This window comes from Saccharopolyspora soli (assembly GCF_022678645.1).
Classification (GTDB): domain Bacteria; phylum Actinomycetota; class Actinomycetes; order Mycobacteriales; family Pseudonocardiaceae; genus Saccharopolyspora; species Saccharopolyspora soli.
The window spans coordinates 1-19,268 of sequence record NZ_JALBWV010000107.1; the positions used below are offsets into that span (position 1 = coordinate 1).

At 67.8% G+C, this 19,268-nt stretch carries 20 protein-coding genes; 18 read left to right on the top strand and 2 right to left on the bottom strand.

Translation table 11 applies throughout. The annotated features are described in order from the left end of the window. Positions 1-465: 465 nt before the first annotated feature. The 6 genes from carA to MOQ72_RS41610 all read left to right on the top strand — a co-directional run bounded on the left by carA (position 466) and on the right by MOQ72_RS41610 (position 8,039). Positions 466-1,587 (top strand): glutamine-hydrolyzing carbamoyl-phosphate synthase small subunit, encoded by a 1,122-nt coding sequence (carA, locus tag MOQ72_RS41585; RefSeq protein ID WP_242191496.1) that lies wholly within the window; start codon positions 466-468, stop codon positions 1,585-1,587. Next, positions 1,587-4,907, top strand: a complete 3,321-nt coding sequence (carB, locus tag MOQ72_RS41590) for a carbamoyl-phosphate synthase large subunit (protein WP_242191497.1) — start codon at positions 1,587-1,589, stop codon at positions 4,905-4,907. The genes carA and carB overlap by 1 nt, the downstream gene beginning before the upstream one ends. Beyond that, a complete protein-coding gene (pyrF, locus tag MOQ72_RS41595) occupies positions 4,904-5,752 on the top strand; it encodes an orotidine-5'-phosphate decarboxylase (RefSeq protein WP_242191498.1) in 849 nt (282 codons plus the stop codon). Before carB ends, pyrF begins: the two co-directional genes overlap by 4 nt. Positions 5,753-5,914: 162 nt before the next feature. After that, positions 5,915-6,964, top strand: a complete 1,050-nt coding sequence (locus tag MOQ72_RS41600; RefSeq protein ID WP_242191499.1) for a serine/threonine-protein kinase — start codon at positions 5,915-5,917, stop codon at positions 6,962-6,964. Next, a complete protein-coding gene (locus MOQ72_RS41605) occupies positions 6,961-7,389 on the top strand; it encodes a hypothetical protein (protein WP_242191500.1) in 429 nt (142 codons plus the stop codon). The genes MOQ72_RS41600 and MOQ72_RS41605 overlap by 4 nt, the downstream gene beginning before the upstream one ends. 119 nt (positions 7,390-7,508) lie before the next feature. Beyond that, positions 7,509-8,039 carry a DUF3558 domain-containing protein gene (locus MOQ72_RS41610; RefSeq protein WP_242191501.1) on the top strand — a complete coding sequence of 177 codons (531 nt, stop codon included), beginning with the start codon at positions 7,509-7,511 and terminating at the stop codon, positions 8,037-8,039. Between the two features lie 109 nt (positions 8,040-8,148). Here the strand turns inward: MOQ72_RS41610 and MOQ72_RS41615 are convergent, their stop codons facing one another. Together MOQ72_RS41615 and MOQ72_RS41620 are read right to left on the bottom strand one after the other, a co-directional pair. After that, positions 8,149-8,871, bottom strand: coding sequence for a hypothetical protein (locus MOQ72_RS41615; protein ID WP_242191502.1), 723 nt, complete (start codon positions 8,869-8,871; stop codon positions 8,149-8,151). Positions 8,872-9,109: 238 nt separating this feature from the next. Further along, positions 9,110-9,325 (bottom strand): hypothetical protein, encoded by a 216-nt coding sequence (locus MOQ72_RS41620; RefSeq protein ID WP_242191503.1) that lies wholly within the window; start codon positions 9,323-9,325, stop codon positions 9,110-9,112. A 164-nt stretch (positions 9,326-9,489) separates the two neighbouring features. Here MOQ72_RS41620 and MOQ72_RS41625 point away from each other — a divergent pair, with 164 nt between their 5' ends. The 12 genes from MOQ72_RS41625 (at position 9,490) to metK (ending at position 19,164) form a co-directional block, all read left to right on the top strand. After that, entirely contained in the window at positions 9,490-10,341 is an 852-nt protein-coding gene (locus tag MOQ72_RS41625) for a helix-turn-helix domain-containing protein (protein ID WP_242191504.1), read from the top strand. Further along, entirely contained in the window at positions 10,338-10,562 is a 225-nt protein-coding gene (locus MOQ72_RS41630) for a DUF397 domain-containing protein (RefSeq protein WP_277955461.1), read from the top strand. Before MOQ72_RS41625 ends, MOQ72_RS41630 begins: the two co-directional genes overlap by 4 nt. A gap of 177 nt (positions 10,563-10,739) precedes the next feature. Continuing rightward, entirely contained in the window at positions 10,740-11,225 is a 486-nt protein-coding gene (locus MOQ72_RS41635; protein ID WP_242191505.1) for a hypothetical protein, read from the top strand. Next, positions 11,176-11,775 (top strand): DUF3558 domain-containing protein, encoded by a 600-nt coding sequence (locus tag MOQ72_RS41640; protein ID WP_242191506.1) that lies wholly within the window; start codon positions 11,176-11,178, stop codon positions 11,773-11,775. The genes MOQ72_RS41635 and MOQ72_RS41640 overlap by 50 nt, the downstream gene beginning before the upstream one ends. Before the next feature lie 11 nt (positions 11,776-11,786). Then, on the top strand, positions 11,787-12,995 hold the full coding sequence (locus tag MOQ72_RS41645) for a hypothetical protein (protein ID WP_242191513.1): 1,209 nt from the start codon (positions 11,787-11,789) through the stop codon (positions 12,993-12,995). A gap of 73 nt (positions 12,996-13,068) precedes the next feature. Further along, a complete protein-coding gene (locus MOQ72_RS41650; RefSeq protein WP_242191507.1) occupies positions 13,069-13,842 on the top strand; it encodes an ESX secretion-associated protein EspG in 774 nt (257 codons plus the stop codon). A gap of 173 nt (positions 13,843-14,015) precedes the next feature. After that, a complete protein-coding gene (locus MOQ72_RS41655) occupies positions 14,016-15,026 on the top strand; it encodes an ABC-2 transporter permease (RefSeq protein ID WP_242191508.1) in 1,011 nt (336 codons plus the stop codon). Positions 15,027-15,372: 346 nt separating this feature from the next. Continuing rightward, positions 15,373-15,690: an integration host factor, actinobacterial type gene (mihF, locus tag MOQ72_RS41660; RefSeq protein ID WP_150068243.1), complete on the top strand. Its 318-nt coding sequence runs from the start codon at positions 15,373-15,375 to the stop codon at positions 15,688-15,690. Then, the gene (gene gmk, locus MOQ72_RS41665; protein WP_242191509.1) at positions 15,687-16,289 is read left to right on the top strand and encodes a guanylate kinase; all 603 of its coding nucleotides are present in this window, start codon (positions 15,687-15,689) and stop codon (positions 16,287-16,289) included. The genes mihF and gmk overlap by 4 nt, the downstream gene beginning before the upstream one ends. Before the next feature lie 75 nt (positions 16,290-16,364). After that, a complete protein-coding gene (rpoZ, locus tag MOQ72_RS41670) occupies positions 16,365-16,658 on the top strand; it encodes a DNA-directed RNA polymerase subunit omega (protein ID WP_184722529.1) in 294 nt (97 codons plus the stop codon). Continuing rightward, positions 16,655-17,905 carry a bifunctional phosphopantothenoylcysteine decarboxylase/phosphopantothenate--cysteine ligase CoaBC gene (gene coaBC, locus MOQ72_RS41675; RefSeq protein ID WP_242191510.1) on the top strand — a complete coding sequence of 417 codons (1,251 nt, stop codon included), beginning with the start codon at positions 16,655-16,657 and terminating at the stop codon, positions 17,903-17,905. The genes rpoZ and coaBC overlap by 4 nt, the downstream gene beginning before the upstream one ends. A 77-nt stretch (positions 17,906-17,982) precedes the next feature. Further along, positions 17,983-19,164 carry a methionine adenosyltransferase gene (gene metK / locus MOQ72_RS41680; RefSeq protein WP_242191512.1) on the top strand — a complete coding sequence of 394 codons (1,182 nt, stop codon included), beginning with the start codon at positions 17,983-17,985 and terminating at the stop codon, positions 19,162-19,164. Positions 19,165-19,268: the final 104 nt, after the last annotated feature.

A 19,268-nucleotide genomic window follows, 5' to 3' on the forward strand; every position in this document is an offset into this window, starting at 1 on the left:
CCTGACCACGCTCGTGCGTGTGTTCAAACCTTCCAGTCGCTTCGTTATGTGGGGCGGGCGACCCCTGGCGGTCGCCCCCCCCCCCCCCCCCCCCCCGGGGGGCCCCCCCCCCCCCCCCCCGGCCCCCCCCCCCCCGGGGGGGCCCCCCCCCCGGGGGGGGGGGGTTTTTCCCCCCCCCCACGACCCGAATCGACCGGTGACGAGATTTCTGAGCCGCAGCGCGGGTTAGGGGACAACGCACGTGACCGCAACTGACGTCAGGCAAGCGGCGTCAGCCGCTTGCAGCACCTACGCAGGTCGACCACCCGCGGGTTCTCAGACGTCGCTTGGGGAGGACAGCCCCGATGCCGTGTATCGGACATACATAAGTCGGGGATCCCGGAGCCAGGCGGCGTCTGAGGTTCCGCTAGGCGACCACCTACGAAAAATGACCCGCGAATTCTTCAAGTCGCGGCAGGAGGAGAAATGAGTTCTTACACCCCCGCCGCGTTGGTGCTGGAGGACGGTCGGATCTTCCGCGGGGAGGCTTACGGCAAGGTGGGCCGGACCCTCGGCGAGGTCGTGTTCACCACCGGCATGACCGGCTATCAGGAGACCCTGACCGATCCGTCGTACCACCGCCAGATCGTGGTGCAGACCGCGCCGCAGATCGGCAACACCGGCTGGAACGACGAGGACGACGAGTCCGAGCGGATCTGGGTCGCCGGGTACGCCGTGCGCGACCCCGCCCGGATCCCGTCGAACTGGCGCTCCCGCCGGTCGCTGGTCGACGAGCTGGAGCGGCAGGAGATCGTCGGCATCGCCGGGATCGACACCCGCACCCTGACCCGGCACGTCCGCGAGCTGGGTGCGATGCGCGGTGGCATCTTCTCCGGCCCGCAGCTGGGTTCCGACGGCGAGATGGTCGCCGCGGTCCAGGCGAGCGCGGGCATGGTCGGCGCGTCGCTGGCCGGTGACGTCACCACCGCGCGGCCCTACGTGGTGCCCGCCATCGGCGCGAAGCGGTTCACGGTGGCCGCGCTGGACCTGGGCATCAAGTCCAACACGCCGCGGATGATGGCCGAGCGCGGCATCGAGGTCCACGTGCTGCCGCTGTCGTCCACATTGGACGATGTGCTGGCGGTGCGGGCGGACGGGGTGTTCCTGTCCAACGGCCCCGGCGACCCGGCCACCACCGATCAGCAGGTCGAACTGACCCGCCAGGCCCTGGACCGCAAGCTGCCGCTGTTCGGCATCTGCTTCGGCAACCAGATCCTGGGCCGCGCACTGGGCCGCGGCACCTACAAGCTGCGCTACGGGCACCGCGGCATCAACATCCCGGTGATCGACGTCGAGACCGGTCAGGTCGCGATCACCGCGCAGAACCACGGCTTCGCCGTCGAAGGCGAGCCGGGCGAACGTTTCGACACCGACTTCGGGCGCGCGGTGGTCAGCCACCACTGCGCCAACGACGGTGCGGTCGAGGGCCTGCGGCTGCTCGACGGTCCGGCGTTCAGCGTCCAGTACCACCCCGAGGCGGCGGCGGGTCCGCACGACGCCGCGCCGCTGTTCGACAAGTTCGTTGACCTGATGAGTGAGGCGCGCTGATGCCCAAACGGACCGATATCAAGCACGTACTAGTCATCGGTTCCGGGCCGATCGTGATCGGCCAGGCGTGTGAGTTCGACTATTCCGGCACCCAGGCATGCCGGGTGTTGCGGGAAGAGGGCATCCGGGTCTCGCTGGTGAACTCCAACCCGGCCACGATCATGACCGACCCGGAGTTCGCCGACGCCACCTACATCGAGCCGATCACCCCGGAGTTCGTGGAGAAGGTGATCGACGCCGAGCGCCCGGACGCGATCCTCGCCACCCTCGGCGGGCAGACCGCGCTGAACACCGCGGTGGCGCTGCACGAGCGCGGCGTGCTGGAGAAGTACGGCGTGGAGCTGATCGGCGCAGACTTCGAGGCGATCCAGCGCGGCGAGGACCGGCAGCGGTTCAAGGACATCGTGCGAGCAGTCGGCGGCGAGGTGCCGGAGAGCGCGGTGTGCAAGTCGATGGACGACGTGCGCGCGTTCGTCGCCGAGCACGACCTGCCGGTGGTGATCCGGCCGAGCTTCACCATGGGCGGGCTGGGCTCGGGCATGGCGCACACGCCGGAAGAACTGGAGCGGATGGGCTCCTTCGGGCTGGCCGAGAGCCCGGTGCACGAGGTGCTCATCGAGGAGAGCGTCCTCGGCTGGAAGGAGTACGAGCTGGAGCTGATGCGCGACCGCGCGGACAACGTGGTCGTCATCTGCTCGATCGAGAACATCGACCCGATGGGCGTGCACACCGGTGATTCGGTCACCGTGGCGCCGTCGATGACGCTGACCGACCGCGAGTTCCAGCACATGCGGGACGTCGGCATCGCGGTGCTGCGCGAGGTCGGGGTGGACACCGGCGGCTGCAACATCCAGTTCGCCATCCACCCGGAGACCGGCCGCATGGTGGTCATCGAGATGAACCCGCGGGTGTCGCGGTCCTCGGCGCTGGCGTCGAAGGCCACCGGCTTCCCGATCGCCAAGATCGCCGCGAAGCTGGCCGTCGGCTACACCCTGGACGAGATCCGCAACGACATCACCGGCGAAACCCCGGCCAGCTTCGAGCCGACGCTGGACTACGTGGTGGTGAAGGTTCCGCGGTTCGCCTTCGAGAAGTTCCCGGGCGCGGACCAGGAGCTGACCACGACGATGAAGAGCGTCGGCGAGGCGATGGCGGTGGGCCGCAGCTTCTCCGAGGCGCTGGGCAAGGCGCTGCGCTCGATGGAGACGAAAGCGGCGGGCTTCTGGACCAAACCGGACCCAGCGGACGCCACGGTTGAGTCCACTCTGGACGAACTGCGCACCCCGCACGACGGACGCCTCTACACCGTGGAGCGTGCGTTGAGGCTGGGCGCGAGCATTGAGCAGGTGCACGAGGCATCCGGTATCGACCCGTGGTTCGTGGACCAGATCGCCGCCTGGGTCGAGCTGCGCGGCGAGCTGGTCGAGGCGCCGGTGCTGGACGCCGCGCTGCTGCGGCGGGCGAAGCGGGCCGGGCTCTCGGACCGGCAGATCGCCGCGCTGCGGTCGGAACTCGCTGGTGAGGACGGAGTCCGCTCGTTGCGGCACCGGCTCGGCGTGCGCCCGGTTTACAAGACGGTGGACACCTGCGCGGCCGAGTTCGCCGCGCACACCCCGTACCACTACTCGGCCTACGAATCCGATCCGGCGGCCGAGTCGGAGATCGCCGAGCAGCGCGAGCGGCAGAAGGTGATCATCCTCGGCTCCGGTCCGAACCGCATCGGCCAGGGCATCGAGTTCGACTACTCCTGCGTGCACGCCGCGATGGCGCTGCGCGAGGCCGGGTACGAGACCGTGATGGTCAACTGCAACCCGGAGACGGTTTCAACCGACTACGACACCTCGGACCGGCTGTACTTCGAGCCGCTGACCTTCGAGGACGTCCTGGAGGTCGTGCACGCCGAGCAGCAGTCCGGCGCGGTGGCGGGCGTGATCGTGCAGCTGGGCGGGCAAACCCCGCTGGGCCTGGCGCAGCGGCTGGCCGACGCCGGGGTGCCGATCGTGGGCACCCCGCCGGAGGCGATCCACCTGGCCGAGGAACGCGGCGCCTTCGGCGACGTGCTCGCGGGAGCGGGTCTCCCAGCGCCGCAGTACGGCACCGCGACGTCCTTCGAGGGCGCCAAGCGGATCGCCGACGAGATCGGCTACCCGGTGCTGGTGCGACCGTCCTACGTGCTCGGCGGTCGCGGCATGGAGATCGTCTACGACGAGGCGTCGCTGGAGAACTACATCGCCCGCGCCACCGAGGTCACCCCGGAACACCCGGTGCTGGTGGACAACTTCCTCGACGACGCGATCGAGATCGATGTGGACGCGCTCTGCGACGGCACCGACATCTACCTGGGTGGCGTGATGGAGCACATCGAGGAGGCCGGGATCCACTCCGGCGACTCGGCGTGCGCGCTGCCGCCGATCACGTTGGGCCGCCAGGACATCGAGCAGGTGCGCAAGTCCACCGAGGCCATCGCCCGCGGCATCGGCGTGCACGGCCTGCTGAACGTGCAGTACGCGCTCAAGGACGACGTGCTGTACGTGCTGGAGGCCAACCCGCGCGCCTCGCGGACGGTGCCGTTCGTCTCGAAGGCGACCGCCGCGCCGCTGGCCAAGGCCGCGTCCCGGATCATGCTCGGCGCCAAGATCGCGGACCTGCGCGCCGAAGGACTGCTCCCGGCGGAGGGCGACGGCGCGGACCTGCCGATCGACGCGCCCGTCGCGGTCAAGGAGGCGGTGCTGCCGTTCCACCGGTTCCGCACCCGCGAGGGCATCGGGGTCGACTCGCTGCTGGGACCGGAGATGAAGTCCACCGGCGAGGTGATGGGCATCGACGTCTCCTTCGGACAGGCTTTCGCCAAGTCGCAGACCGGCGCCTACGGCTCGCTGCCGACCTCCGGCCGGGTGTTCGTGTCGGTGGCCAACAAGGACAAGCGGTCCATGGTGTTCCCGGTCAAGCGGCTGGCCGACCTCGGGTTCGAGATCCTGGCCACCAGCGGCACCGCCGAGGTGCTGCGCCGCAACGGAATCCCGTCCACGGTGGTGCGCAAGCACACCGAGAAGGTCGGCGAGGGGCGGGACATCGTCGAGCTGGTCAAGGCCGGTGAGGTCGACATGGTGATCAACACCCCGTACGGCAACCCCGGTCCGCGCGTGGATGGCTACGAGATCCGCACCGCGGCGGTTTCCCGCGACATCCCGTGCATCACGACGGTGCAGGGGGCTGCGGCAGCGGTGCAGGGCATCGAAGCCGCCATCCAGGGCAACATCGGAGTCCGGCCGTTGCAGGCGTTGCAAGCGGCTCTTCGGCAGGGCGGTGAACAGCGATGACTGATCCGCTGCGGGCGGGCTTCGGTTGCCGCCTCAAGGAGGCCATGCGGGCGCGCGGCGCGTTGTGCGTCGGCATCGACCCGCACGCGTCGCTGCTGCACGCGTGGGAGCTCGACGAGACCCCGCAGGCGCTGGAGCGGTTCGCGATGACCGTGGTGGAGGCGCTGGGCGACGAGATCGCGGTGCTCAAGCCGCAGTCGGCGTTCTTCGAGGTGCACGGGTCGGCCGGGATCGCGGTGCTGGAGAAGGTGATCGTCGAGGCGCGGCAGGCCGGGGCGTTGGTGCTGCTGGACGTCAAGCGCGGCGACATCGGCTCCACGATGGCGGCGTACGCGATGGCCTACCTGGACGAGCACTCGCCGCTGGCGGCCGACGCGGTGACCTTGTCGCCGTACCTCGGCTACGGCTCGCTCGCCCCGGCGATCGGCATCGCCGAGCAGACCGGGCGCGGCGTGTTCGTGCTGGCCCGGACGTCCAATCCGGAAGGTGCGGGCCTGCAGCAGTCGGTCCACGGCAGCGGTGACTCGGTGGCCCAGTACATAGTGGACTCGGCGGCGGAGACCAACGCGGACGTGGAGCCGATGGGTCACGTCGGGGTGGTGGCGGGTGCCACCATCCGCCCGGACGAACTGGACTTCTCGGACCTCAACGGCCCGATCCTGGCGCCCGGCCTGGGTGCCCAGGGAGCCACGGTGCAAGGGTTGCGAGCGGTGTTCGGCGCGGCGCTGCCGAACGTCCTCCCGGCCACGGCCCGCGATGTCCTCCGCCACGGGCCGAAGGTGGAAAACCTCCGCGCCGCGGCCCGCCGAGTCCGCGACGACGTAGCGGAACTCCTGAACGCCTGACCCGATCGAGCGGTGGGTGAGGGGCACCCGTGACCCAGTTACCGGGTCACGGGTGCCCCTCACCTCGAAAAGCTCGTGGTGGGGTTCGGTGGCCTTCGGTTAGCGGATCGCTACTCGCGGTGCGTCGGTTAGGGTCGTTCCGATTGGTGGTTCGGAGGATCGATGGGCGACGCACCTTTGCTCGGTGGGCGTTATCAGTTGGGCGCTCGCCTGGGTGGCGGCGGGATGGCCGACGTTTACCGGGCGATGGACACCCGGTTGCAGCGCGTTGTCGCGGCCAAGGTGTTCCGGGCTGGTACCGATGTCGTTGGTCGGGAGCGGTTCGTCGAGGAGGCCCGGACGTTGGCCGGGCTCAGCCATCCCGGACTGGTCACGGTGCACGACTTCAGCGCCAGCGAGGACGAGGTCTACCTGATCATGGCGCTGGTGGACGGCCGGACGCTGGCCGATGTGATCAGCGCCGGTCCACTGCCGCCGCAGCGGGTCGCCGAACTCGGTAGCCACTTGGCCGACGTGCTGGCGCACGTGCACGACAACGGGATCGTGCACCGCGACGTCAAACCGTCGAACGTGCTGATCGCAGGTGACGGCAGGGCATACCTCGCCGACTTCGGCATTTCCCGGCTGGTCGACGCGGCCGCGCGGATGACCAGTTCCGGGCTCATCGTCGGCACCGCCACCTACATGGCACCGGAGCAGGTGAGCGGCGCCGAGGTCAGCTACCCGGCTGATGTGTACGCGCTCGGCTTGGTGCTGCTCGAATGCGTCACCGGCAAGGTCGAATATTCCGGTGCGGGCGCGGAAAGCGCGGTGGCTCGGCTGGTCCGGCCGCCGGAGGTGCCGATCGACATACCGCCGAACCTGAACCGGGCGCTGCTCGCGATGACCGCTGACGAACCGCAGCGGCGACCGACGGCCGCGCAGAGCGCGGAACTGCTCAGCGGCCAGGCCACCGAGGTGATCGCGCCGCAACGTCCAGCCCCACTGCCGACGCAGCACCTGCCGGTGGAAGAACTGCGCGTCGAGTCGCGCCGGAACCTGCGACCGTGGCTGCTGATCGGTGCTTTCACGGTGCTCCTGGTGGCGCTGATCGGGTACTTTTCGTTGCCCCCTGAGCCCGCACCACCGACACTGCCACCAGCGTCGGGCCCGGCTGGAGTGGCGCGGCTGCCGGAAGATCTCGCCAACCTGGAAAGGCTGGTCCGGGAATGAAGAGCATCCTGCTCGCCGCGTTGGTAGTGCTGCTCGCCGGTTGCGCATCCCAATCTGCCGACCCGCAGGTGCGCCAGCAGCTCATCGCGCAGGTGGATGCGGTGAAAGCCGCCGCGTTGAGCAACGATCGCGCCGCCGCCGAAGCCGCTCTCGGCGACCTGAATCGCGAAATCGCGACCGCGCAGGCCCAGGGCACGCTCGACCCGGACGACGCCCGCGCGATCCTGGCCGCAGCGGACCGCGTCGCCGAAGACGTCCGCACCATCCCACTACCGGAGCCGCCGCCCCCAGCGGTCGTGACGGTCACCCCCGACCCGCCAGACGAGGAGCAGACGAAGACGTTCGAAGAGCAGCGGAAGCGTTGGGAACAACTGCGGAAGCAGTGGGAAAAACAGCACGAGGACAACGACGAGAACGACAACTAACGGGGAATTTCCCGGACGCCGGTCGCCGGGTAACTCGGATGTCGCAACAATGGTTGTGCCAATTTCGGCTCCTGTGGCAGGGTTCCGCTCGCACTGCAACCTCGGACGGGAGGCGGACCTTGCGCAACGAACTCGCGGCCTGTGTGATCGCGGCCGGTCTGCTGCTGGCGGGCTGCAGCACCGGGGAGACTTCCGCCGACCCGCCGCCGAACGATTCCGCCCGCACCGCAGCAGCGAAGTCGCTCGACGTGGCCGACCGGTGCTCGCTGCTCGCCGAGGACCAGGCGAGAGCGCTCGGCCTGGACCAGGCACCGAAGCCCGGCAATACCAACGGCAAGGCGGGCTGCCAGTACGAAGCGGGCACGCCGGGCGGCCCCGGCTGGAGCGCCTTCGTCGCGGCCGACACGCAACGAACCTTCCTGCAGTTCATCGGTGCGGAACTGGGATCGCAACGACTGGACCTCGGCGGCTACCCGACGGCGAAGGTCAACAACGCCTCGGGCTGCACGTTCGTGGTCGACGTGGCGGACACGGGATCGCTCCTGGTGACGGCCCTGGTCCGCTCCGGAGCCCCGATAGAAGTCGGAACCAGCTGCGACGCGGCGAAACGAGTCGCCGAAGCAGCAATCCAAAACCTCCCGGCGGCGTAACGGAGGTTGTGCCGATTTCGCGCGGAACCGGCACCCACTCCTCACGGAAATGGCGATTTCGCGCGAAATCGCCATTTCCGCTAACCAGAACAAGCGCCTGGGCGCGGCCTCAAAGGTTTGCCGGTCGGATCTCCAACGACTGGTTGTAGGTTATGGCATCTCCGACGGACGCTGGCGTCGTACTGCTGCAGCTCATTTGGTAGCCGGACGGCGTGGTTACCGTTACGCCTTCGAACGTGTGGCCCGCTGGGGACTCGCACTGGGACTTGAGCTGGTTGAAGGCATCGGTGGCTTCCCTGAACTGCTCGGGGTGATCCCGCCAGATGTGCTTGGCGATGATGTCGAAAACCGTGATCAGGGCGGGGGTCGTGTCCGCCATCGAGGTGCGTTCACCCTTGCTCGACGCAGCCGAGGTGGTCACGTTCAAATCGAACGCTTGGAGACCACCGGTTGGCTGGTGGTCGTGCGTCTCGTAACTGAACCTTGCCCGGATGGTGTAGGGCTGACCGACGTTGTCCATCTCCCTGCATTCCCGCACTGTGGATACGCTGCCGCCGTCGTCCCACTGTTCCCCCTTCCGCAAGCAGTCCCAGCCTTCTGCGGCGACGCCGTCCATCACGGCTTCGGGGTTGTAGTCCTTGGGGAAGCACAGGAGGGTCCGAAGCTCCGGCTCGCAGCGGATCGGGGCGCCAGGCATGGGGGGCGCTTCGCTGGTCGTTGCGGGCGTGGTCACATCCGTCTCGTAAGTGGGCTGAGCAGTGGTCGTCTCGTCCTTGTCGCGGAGGACCAGGTAACCGATCCGGATCCCGACAGCGATCAGCAGCACCGCCACGACGCCGAAGACGATGAACGGCCACTTCTTCTTCCGCTTCGGAGGTGGCGGTGGCGGAAAGCCCTGCTGCGGCGGGCCGTACCATCCCGGAGGCTGGTTCGGCCCCCACTGCGGGTTCATTCCCGGTTGAGCTGGCACAGCATCCTCCCCTGTTTGGTGTGCCGATGATCGGGCTCATCGTATGGAGCACGGACCGGGCACCGGGCACGTTTGATCGAGTTCATGCGGATCTTCGAAATCATTCTTCGCCGCAAAGGGCTTCCACCACGTCCCTGGCGTCGGCGTGGAATGCCTGGTCGAGGAAGTAGAGCTTGTCGCTGAGCGCTGTTAGCTGCTTTCTCGACACGACGATTTCGACGTCGTCGCGGCAGATCGAGATCTCGTCGCGCACGAGCATCTTGACGACCACTTCGCCGCGTCGGCCTTCTGCCGGAATGTGCCAGCTGACGCACATGGTTCTGCCCTCCCGTAGGTCAATGTTGGCTTGCCGCAGAGACTTTCCGAGGTTCCCGAACTGGCACGCAACGCTTCTTTCGGGTGACTGGGGTTACGTGCCCAGCTGGCAACTGGCGATGGTGATCAGTGGAGGTCAGATCGATTCCGAAAGCGGGAGGGCAGATGAACGGACGAGTGGGCGTGCCGGTCAGGGTGCGGCGGGTGTCGAGCGAACTGCGGGAGCTAAGGCTGCGGAGCGGTCTGGGAGCCGAGGAAGTCGCGGGAGCGCTGGGGTTTTCGATGAGCAAGTTGAGCCGCATCGAGAACGGCCAGCGGGGGTTGCAAGCCGATGACGTGTGCGCGTTGTTGGGCCTCTACCGAGTACCGGCACAACGCCGCGAAGAGCTTCTCAGCCTAGTCCGTAGCGGCACTGATCCGAATTGGTGGCAAGTGCAGGAGGGGCGCTTGCCAGCGATGTGGCAGGACTTGATCCGCTTCGAGAAAGAAGCCATCGCAATCCACAACTACGAAACGATGTTCATCCCAGGCTTGCTTCAAACCTCGGAGTACATCGGCGCGGTTGGTAGGGGGATCATGCCGGATGTCGGCGTGGATGAGCTGGACACCCTGGTTTCTGCGAGGCTTGGCAGGCAAGCTCTTCTGAGTCGATCTGACGCTCCGTTGCTTGAGGTACTGATCGAACAGACTGCATTGGAACGACCGGTTGGTAGTCCCGACGTCATGTATCGGCAACTCCGACACCTGATGAGCTGCGCCGAATGCGAAAACATCACAGTCAGAGCCCTTCCCACGGAGCTTGGCGTGCATCCAGGGATGGAGGGGCCGTTTGCACTTCTGGAGTTCGTGAATCACTCAAACCTTGTCTACCTAGAGCACCGCGGCAACAGCGCTTTCGTCGAGACCGCTGAGCATGTAGCGGCGACAAAACTAACCCTTCAGTGGTTGCGAGAGCTTGCCCTCTCACCAGAGGATTCGGTTGGTCTCATCGCGGACATCGCGCAGGGCCTTACATGAAGACTGGCAAGGAGGACACTGTGGCAACTGAGCTGTCTCGCCTGAGCTGGCACAAGAGCAGCCGCAGCAGCATGCAGGCCAACTGCGTGGAGGTTGCCTTCGACGGCCAAGCTGTAGCGACACGGGACTCCAAGGATCCACATGGCGGGAAGCTCGCGTTCAGCGCTGCGAGCTGGACTTCCTTCATCGAATGCCTACGTGCTGGGCGGTTCGATGCATAGACGGCTCTGATCCGAAACCCTTCGGCGACATACGTGTCTAGATTCACTCGTTTGTCGCAATCACTCTTGAGCAACTTCGGTCCGCAACGACAGTCGCGTGCGCTAACGTTTGCCACGCTGGCAAGTGGATGACCGTCGCCCTCGTCGCGACGGCACGCGGACGAGGGGAGTTCAGCGGTGTCCGAGGGGGACGGCGGTAACCCGTACCAGACGATGTCTCAGAGCGAGATCGACGCGATGCGCAACTCTGGCGGCATCACCGGCATGATGGGCAACGTCCTGAATGTCACGACGCGCATGGCAGATAATGCGGCCTTGGCGGCCGCGCAGGATGCTCACGGTCAGATGCGCCTCGACCCCGACGGGATGGACAAGCTCGCCCAGTTCTTCAGCGACGAAGCCCAGGCGATGCAGGATCGCTTGGTGGACGTGCAGGACCTCGCCTCCGTCAATCCGCCGGGATCGGACCCGGTGAGTTCGCAAGCGGCGGATGTGTACGGCCAGGTCGCCTCCGGCGGGGGCAGCGGGTACCTGGAGAACTACAAGATGCTGATCCAATATTTTTCTAAGACGGCGGAAAAGATGCGTGATTCTGCTAAGCAGGCACGCACAGATGACCAGGACTCTGCCGAAAGCTTCCGTGGAGGAAATGTTGAGGCGTAAGGTTCTTGCCGTTGGTGCAGCGCTGTTCAGTCTGCTTGTAGCGGGCTGTGGCGGAGGGACTGAGACTCCGCCGTCCACCGGCGAGACCACGGAACAAGCGGCGACAACGCAACAAGCCGCGACACCGCCGCGCACCGGGCCCGCGAAGGCGACTGAGGTTGCTGACAAGTGCTCGCTCGTGAGCGAATCGCAGTCGCAGTCGCTCGGCGCTGATCAGACACCGCGTGAACGTGACTCCAATGGTCGTCCTGGTTGCCAGTATCAGAAGGGCGAGGCTGGCGCAGGTTGGAGTGTTTTCGTGGCGGCAAGCGGAGAGACGACCTTTGCTCAAGAGGTAGGCAAGCGGCGGGCGCCGAACAAGACTTCAGATCTCGGCGGCTATCCGACGGTCGCGTACGAGGAGACCACTGGGTGCGTCGTGTACGTCGACATTTCTGACAGCGGCTTTTTGATCTCGAACCTCGCGATTACGGGCTCGGACACCATTGACAGCTGCGGGCAGGCGGAGAAGTTCGCGGAGGCTGCGCTGCATAATCTTCCCAATGCGTGATGGGGGTAGGGATGGCTGACGAAAGACAAATCGAACCCTCCGACTTCGAGGGCACCAGTCTCGACCAGATGCGAGGTTGGATCCAAGGAGGTAGTGGCGCTGAGGGTCTGTTCGACAAGAACGAAGGCTGGAAGTCCGAGGACCGGTATCTCCGGGACCTGAAGGTTCGCCTTGAGGACAAGCTCAAGCAAGTCGGCGTCGTGATGCAGTCCAAGTCCGGTGAGGCGCTACAGAACCAGGCGGTACCGGTCGTGCTGTGGACGGAAGTTGCCGCCGACAGTGCCTTGGCGCAGTCGGAGCTGATGACCTCCCAAGGTGACGCCTTCAAGAAGGTGCAGTCCTCGGTCCCCGGTAAGGGCGAGGAGCAGGAAGTCCCGGACGACTCCTGGATCGAAGAGAGCTGGGACACCATGTGGACCGGCTCGACCGACGCCGAGGATGCCAAGGCGCACAACGAGAAGCTGCGTCAGGAAGCAGTACAGGCTTTTAATGCTTACGACCAGACTTCGCAGAGCAACGCGTCATCGAGTCCTGTGTTCACCCCGCCTCCCGAAAGTGGGGCGAATGTAGCCGTCACCGGGAGCAACCACCCGAATGTCGGGCAGGTGCAGAACCCGTCCAGCACGAGCAGTCAGTGGGCTGGCGGCTCCGGTACGGGCGGCTCCGGCACTGGCGGTATCGGTGGCGGAACCGGTGGCACCGGAGGCGGCGGTGGTGGCGGTTACACCACGACCCCGGTTTGGCAGCGGCCCGGTGGGCCCGGTAACCCCGGTCCGTACGCGCCGCGTCCGGGCGGACCTGGGGGTCCTGGTCAGGGGCCGGGCGTGCCCGGTGGGCCCGGCGGTATGCGTCCCGGCGCCGGTACCGGTGCTGGCGCCGGTCGGGGCGGTGCCGGTGCGGGGGCCGGTCGCGGTGGCATGGGCGCTGGTGGTGCCGGTGGTCGCGGTGCTGGTGGTCCCGGTTTGGGGGCCGGTGGTCGCGCCGGTGTCGGCGGGCTCGGCAGTGGGCCTGGTGGTACTGGTCCTGGTGGCGTTGGTGGTGCCGGTGGTCGTGGTGGTGCCGGGGCCGGGATGGGTGCCGCTGGGCGTCCGCAGGGCAAGGAAGGCGAGGAGGACCAGGAGCACGAGACCCCCGATTACCTCATCGGCGATCAGGGCGTCTTCGACGAGGACATGCCGCGGGTTGCCCCGCCGGTCTTCGGGGACTGGGAACAGAAGTAGTCGGTAACAGCAGAGGAACACCGTGGGCGGCATCGGCTCGGTGCCGCCCACGTACTGGCCTGGGGAGCATCCGGTGAAATTCGAGCTGTCGAAGCAGGCGTTCTACGAGGCTTGGAAGCACTTCAAGTTGGGCACGAAACCGTTGGTGCTCAACGTGCTCCCCGACGGCGTCCTGCAGTCCGAGCGCCGCGCTGTCGAGCGGCGGGCTTGGGACGAGCTGCGCGCGTTGGGGTTCGGCAACGAGATGCGGGAAGACGACATCTACGGAGTGTTCCTGCCGCTGAACCGCTACGAGCGCGCCTTCGACGTCACCTTCCGGCAGCGCAAGCGCGACGGCGAGCGGAAGCTGACCGGCCTGGTCGCCAACGTCCGGAACAACGCGACGCTGGCGGTGCAGACCGAGGAGACCGTCCAGCTGCAGACCTTGCCCGCCGACGCCATGGTCCGGGCGGCGCTGAGCGTGCTCCCCGACGACGTGAAGGCCGGACCGGGGCGCGGCGTTTCGCTGCGCAGCTCGGCGATGGAGCAGGCCGCGAAGGGCGCCGGAGCATCGGACCGCGCGATGGCCGAAGGGCTTGCGCGGCAAGGGATTCGGCGTGACGAGGCACGGTCCCTGGTGGAGATGGCCGGAGGCGCGCGCACCGCGTGGGCCCAGTTCGGCGCGTCCATCGTGGACGGTCAGGGCAAGCGGCACCGGGCCCCGATGGTGACCAACTTCTTCGCCAACGCCAAGGGCTGGTACATGATCGAGGAGAACCGCCGCAGCGCCGAAGCCTGGACCACGATCGCCCCCGTCGACAAGCAGCGGATGGCCACCCGAATCCAAGACCTCATGAAAACCCTCTGACCCCACATCGGGTCGTGAGCGCCTGTGGCCGCTGGGGCGACCGTTGCCACTCACGACCTCGGTAGGGCGGCTGCGGGGTGCCTTGATGGGGTCGTGAGTGGTTGTGGTCGTTGGAGCGGCCGTTGCCACTCACGACTTCGGTAGCGGCTCGGGTGATCACTTACAGTGACCACATGGCGTCTCGGGCGGGATGGCGCGGCCGGTGGGCCGAGTTCCGGGATTCGCGCTTCTCCGCGGCGACCGCGCTGGTGTTCATCTTCGCGGCGGCCGCCGCGCTGTTCGCCGGGTCCTACACCTTCGCGATGGCCAACCCCACCCCGCACAGCCTCCCGCTGGCCGTGGTCGGCACCAACGAGAAGGCCAAGCTCATCGACGAGATGGAGCGGGTCGCAGGCACCGCCTTCCAACTCCACGAGTACTCCTACGAGCAGGCGCTGCAAGCAGTCGACGAGCAGCGCGTGTTCGGCATCGTGGACCTGCGCGGCAACGGCGTCCGGCTCGACGTGGTCGGCGCTGCTGGTGCGTCCGTCGCACAGCTGCTGGCCGAGGTCGGGCCGCAGGCCGGTGCCACCTACCGGGTCCCGGTCGCGGTGACCGATCTCAGGCCGTTGCAGCGCGGCGATCCGCGCGGGCTCGCGCTGTTCTACGTCTCGGTGGCCGCGACCCTCGTCGGGTTCCTCGGCGCGATCCAGCTCAACATGCACGCGAGCGCGCTCAGCCCCGTCGAGCGGATCGCCTTCACCGCCGGGTACGCGCTGCTCGGCGGCTTCGCCATCGTCGCCGTGGTGGACTGGCTGCTCGGCGCGATCCGGTTCCCGTTCGTCGAGGTCTGGGGGATCCTGGCGCTGACGATGTTCACCTCCGGCATGGTGTTCACCATGTTCAACGTGCTGCTGGGGCGGTGGGCGATGGTGCCGACCTGGGGGCTGCTGGTGCTGCTCGGCAACCCCTCCTCCGGCGGCGTGGTGTCCTGGCCGCTGCTGCCGTCCGCGCTGGGCCTGATCGGCTCGTGGCTGCCCCCTGGCGCCTCGGTCAACGCCACGCACACCGCGGTCTACTTCGGCGGCCACCAGCACGCTCAGCCGTTCCTGGTGCTAACCGCGTGGGCGCTGGTGTCCGGCGTGGTGTTCTGGATCTGGCGCGATCGCCATCCTGGGCGAAATAATTCCGCCGAGCGGAATTGATGCGTCCCGAACGGACGATCGGGCGGGCTTGTGATTACCTGGCGGACGAGGGGTATTTCACCCCGGCTTGACCTGCGAGGACACGCCCAGCATGGCTCAACTGCCCGGAAATCGGACACATTCGAGGAGTTTTGGCCGAGATTAGTGCACTTCAGCGGCTTTGTTGGTAGTACTTGCAGCGGCCCCGTGCTCGTGCACGCCTTGTACGAGCGGAACCAGGAGGGCTGGGGCGACGGGCTCGGATGAATTCCACTCGCGAAACTGGGACCCCAGTGGAACCCGGTGGAGCGGACTAGGTACCGTCGCCCGCACCGATCAAGAGAAACCCCACATCACGGAGGACATGGTGGCCCTTCCCCAGCTGACTGAGGAGCAGCGGGCAGCAGCTCTGGAAAAGGCGGCTGCCGCCCGTCGCGCCCGAGCTGAGCTCAAGGAGCGCCTCAAGCGAGGCGGAACCACGCTGGCGGAGGTCCTGGAGACCGCCGACAACGACGAAGTCTTGGGCAAGATGAAGGTCTCCGCCCTGCTCGAAGCCCTTCCCGGCGTTGGCAAGGTGCGTGCCCAGCAGATCATGGAGCGGCTGGAGATCGCCAACAGCCGTCGGCTGCGCGGGCTGGGCGAGCGGCAGCGCAAGGCGCTGCTCTCCGAGTTCAGCGGCGAGTGATCGACGCAAAAACCGGCGCTGAGCCGAGGACCGTCCGCCAGGGCGAGCCTCGGCTCACCGTCGTTTCCGGGCCCTCCGGTGTCGGCAAGTCCAGCGTGCTCAACGAGGTGGGTAGGCGGGCGCCGGAGATCTACTTCAGCGTGTCCGTCACCACCCGCGCGCCCCGCGCCGGGGAGATCAACGGAGTGCACTACCACTTCATCGACACCGCGGAGTTCGAGCGGATGATCGCCGCGGGCGAGATGCTCGAATACGCCCACTACGCGGGCAACCTCTACGGCACACCGCGCAAACCGGTCGAAGATGCCCTGGCGGCAGGCCGACCGGCGGTGCTGGAGATCGAACTGCAGGGCGCCCGCCAGGTGCGCCGCGCCATGCCGGAGGCGCAGCTGGTGATGCTGCTGCCGCCGTCCTGGGAGGTGCTGGTGGACCGGCTCACCGGACGCGGCACCGAGGACCCCGAGATCGTGCAGGCCCGGTTGGCCACCGCGCGGGAGGAGCTCGCCGCCGAAGCCGAGTTCGACGCGACGGTCATCAACGCCGACGTGCAGGCCGCTACCAGCGAATTGCTACGATTGATTATTGGCCGCGAGCAGTGACGCGCCTGCTGTGAACTGCGAGCAATCACGCGAGGCCGCCGGTACGGACATCCACGAGGAGCAGGAGCCACTCACGTGAGCACCCCCAGCGCGCTGGCTGCGCTCAACAGCAGCCCGTCGACCAACACCGTCGAGGGCATCACCTACCCGCCGATCGACGACCTGCTGGAGCAGGTCAGCTCCAAGTACGCCCTGGTCATCTACGCCGCGAAGCGGGCGCGGCAGATCAACGACTACTACGCGCAGCTCGGCGAGGGCCTGCTGGAGTACGTCGGACCGCTGGTCGAGCCGGGCCCGCGGGAGAAGCCGCTGTCGATCGCGCTCCGCGAGATCCACGCGGGCGTGCTTGAGCACACCGAAGGCGAGTGACGACCGATCGCGCCGAGGATCGCCCGCGGGTGGTCCTCGGCGTCAGCGGTGGCATCGCCGCCTACAAGGCGTGCGAGGTCCTGCGGCGGTTGACCGAATCCGGGCACCAGGTCCGGGTGATCCCCACCGAGGCCGCGTTGCGGTTCGTCGGGGCGGCGACCTTCGAGGCGCTGTCCGGGCAGCCGGTGGAGACCGGCGTGTTCGCCGATGTCGAAGAGGTCCCGCACGTGCGGCTGGGACAGCAGGCCGACCTGGTCGTCGTCGCGCCAGCCACCGCTGACCTGCTGGCCCGTGCGGCGCACGGGCAGGCCAACGACCTGCTCACCTCTACGCTGCTGACCGCGCGGTGCCCGGTGCTGATGGTCCCGGCGATGCACACCGAGATGTGGGAGCACCCGGCGACGCGGCACAACGTGGCGTTGCTGCGCAGTCGCGGCGTGGTGGTCGCCGAGCCCGACAGCGGTCGGCTCACCGGTGCGGACACCGGCAAGGGGCGGTTGCCCGATCCCGCCGAGATCGTCGACCTGGCCCGGCTGCTGCTCGCCGATCCGCACGCGTTGCCGCGTGATCTCGAAGGCCGCCGGGTGGTGGTCTCGGCCGGTGGCACGCGCGAACCGCTGGACCCGGTGCGCTACCTCGGCAACCGCTCGTCCGGCCGCCAGGGCTTCGCGCTGGCGCGGGTCGCCGCCCATCGTGGTGCGGACGTCACGCTGGTCGCCGCGCACACCGCGGACCTGGTCAATCCGGCCGGAGTCCGGGTGATCCGGGTGGGCACCGCCGAGGAGTTGCGGTCGGTGATGCTGGCCGAATCCGACGGCGCGGACGCTGTGGTTATGGCCGCCGCGGTCGCGGATTTCCGGCCGGTGGCGCAGGTCGAGCACAAGATCAAGAAGACCGACCGGGACCCGGAGCCGATGGCGCTGACCCGCAACCCGGACATCCTCGTCGAACTCGTCGAGGCGCGGAACGCTGGCAAGCTGGCCGCGTCGCTGATCATCGGATTCGCCGCCGAGACCGGCGATGCGACCACCTCGGCGCTGGACCACGGCCGGGCCAAGCTCGCCCGCAAGGGCTGCGACCTGCTGGTGGTCAACGCCGTCGGCGACGGGCGGGCCTTCGAGGTCGAGGAGAACGCTGGCTGGCTGTTGGCCGGTGATGGCACCGAGCAGCCCATCCCGCTCGGCGCGAAGTCCCGGCTGGCGGCCACATTGTGGGATGCTGTGAACCGGCAGCTGTCCCGCCAGTAGGGTTGCCTCGCACCTCAGCCACCGTTTTCGCGAGGAGAGTCGTGAGTCAGCAGTCGGACCTGCGCGCCGGTCGCAGGTTGTTCACCAGTGAGTCCGTGACCGAAGGCCACCCGGACAAGATCTGCGACGCGATCAGCGATTCGATCTTGGACGCGTTGTTGGCGCAGGACCCGCGCTCGCGGGTGGCGGTGGAGACCATGGTCACCACCGGTCAGGTGCACGTGGCTGGTGAGGTGACCACGGCCGCCTACGCGGACATCCCGACCATCGTGCGGGAGAAGATCCTGGAGATCGGGTACGACTCCTCGGCCAAGGGCTTCGACGGCAACTCGTGCGGCGTGAACGTTGCGATCGGGTCGCAGTCGCCGGACATCGCGCAGGGCGTGAACGTCGCGCACGAATCGCGCGTCGAGGGAGCGATCGACGAGATCGCCAAGCAGGGCGCCGGTGACCAGGGCCTGATGTTCGGTTACGCGTGCGACGACACGCCGGAGTTCATGCCACTGCCGATCGCGCTGGCGCACCGGCTGTCGCGGCGGCTGACGCGGGTTCGCAAGGACGGCGTGCTGCCGTACCTGCGGCCGGACGGCAAGACCCAGGTGACCATCGAATACGCGGAGGACCAGCCGGTTCGGCTGGACACCGTGGTGCTTTCGACGCAGCACGCCGCCGACATCGACCTGGACTCGATGCTGGCCGTCGACGTGCGCGAGAAGGTGGTGGGCCCGGAGATCGAGGGGCTCGACATCGACGTCTCCGACACCCGGTTGCTGGTCAACCCGACCGGCCGGTTCGTGGTCGGCGGCCCGATGGGTGACGCGGGGTTGACCGGGCGGAAGATCATCGTCGACACCTACGGCGGCATGGCCCGTCATGGCGGTGGCGCGTTCTCCGGCAAGGACCCGTCGAAGGTGGACCGCTCGGCGGCGTACGCGACGCGGTGGGTCGCCAAGAACGCGGTGGCCGCTGGCCTGGCCAGCCGCATCGAGGTGCAGGTGGCGTACGCGATCGGCAAGGCGGCTCCGGTGGGTCTGTTCGTGGAGACCTTCGGCACCGAGAACGTCGACCCGAACCGCATCCAGGCGGCGATCAACGACGTCTTCGACCTGCGCCCCGCCGCGATCATCCGCGACCTGGACCTGCTCCGGCCGATCTACGCCCAGACGGCGGCCTACGGCCACTTCGGGCGAAACGACCTCGACCTCCCGTGGGAGCGCACCGACCGCGCCGAGGCCCTGAAGAGCGCCGCCAACGCCTGATCGGTCGTGGGGGGGGGGCCGCGCGGCCGCCCCCGGGGGGCCCCCCCGCGGGGGGGGGGGGGGGGGGGGGGGGGGGGGGGGGGGCGGGGGGGGGGGGGGGGGGG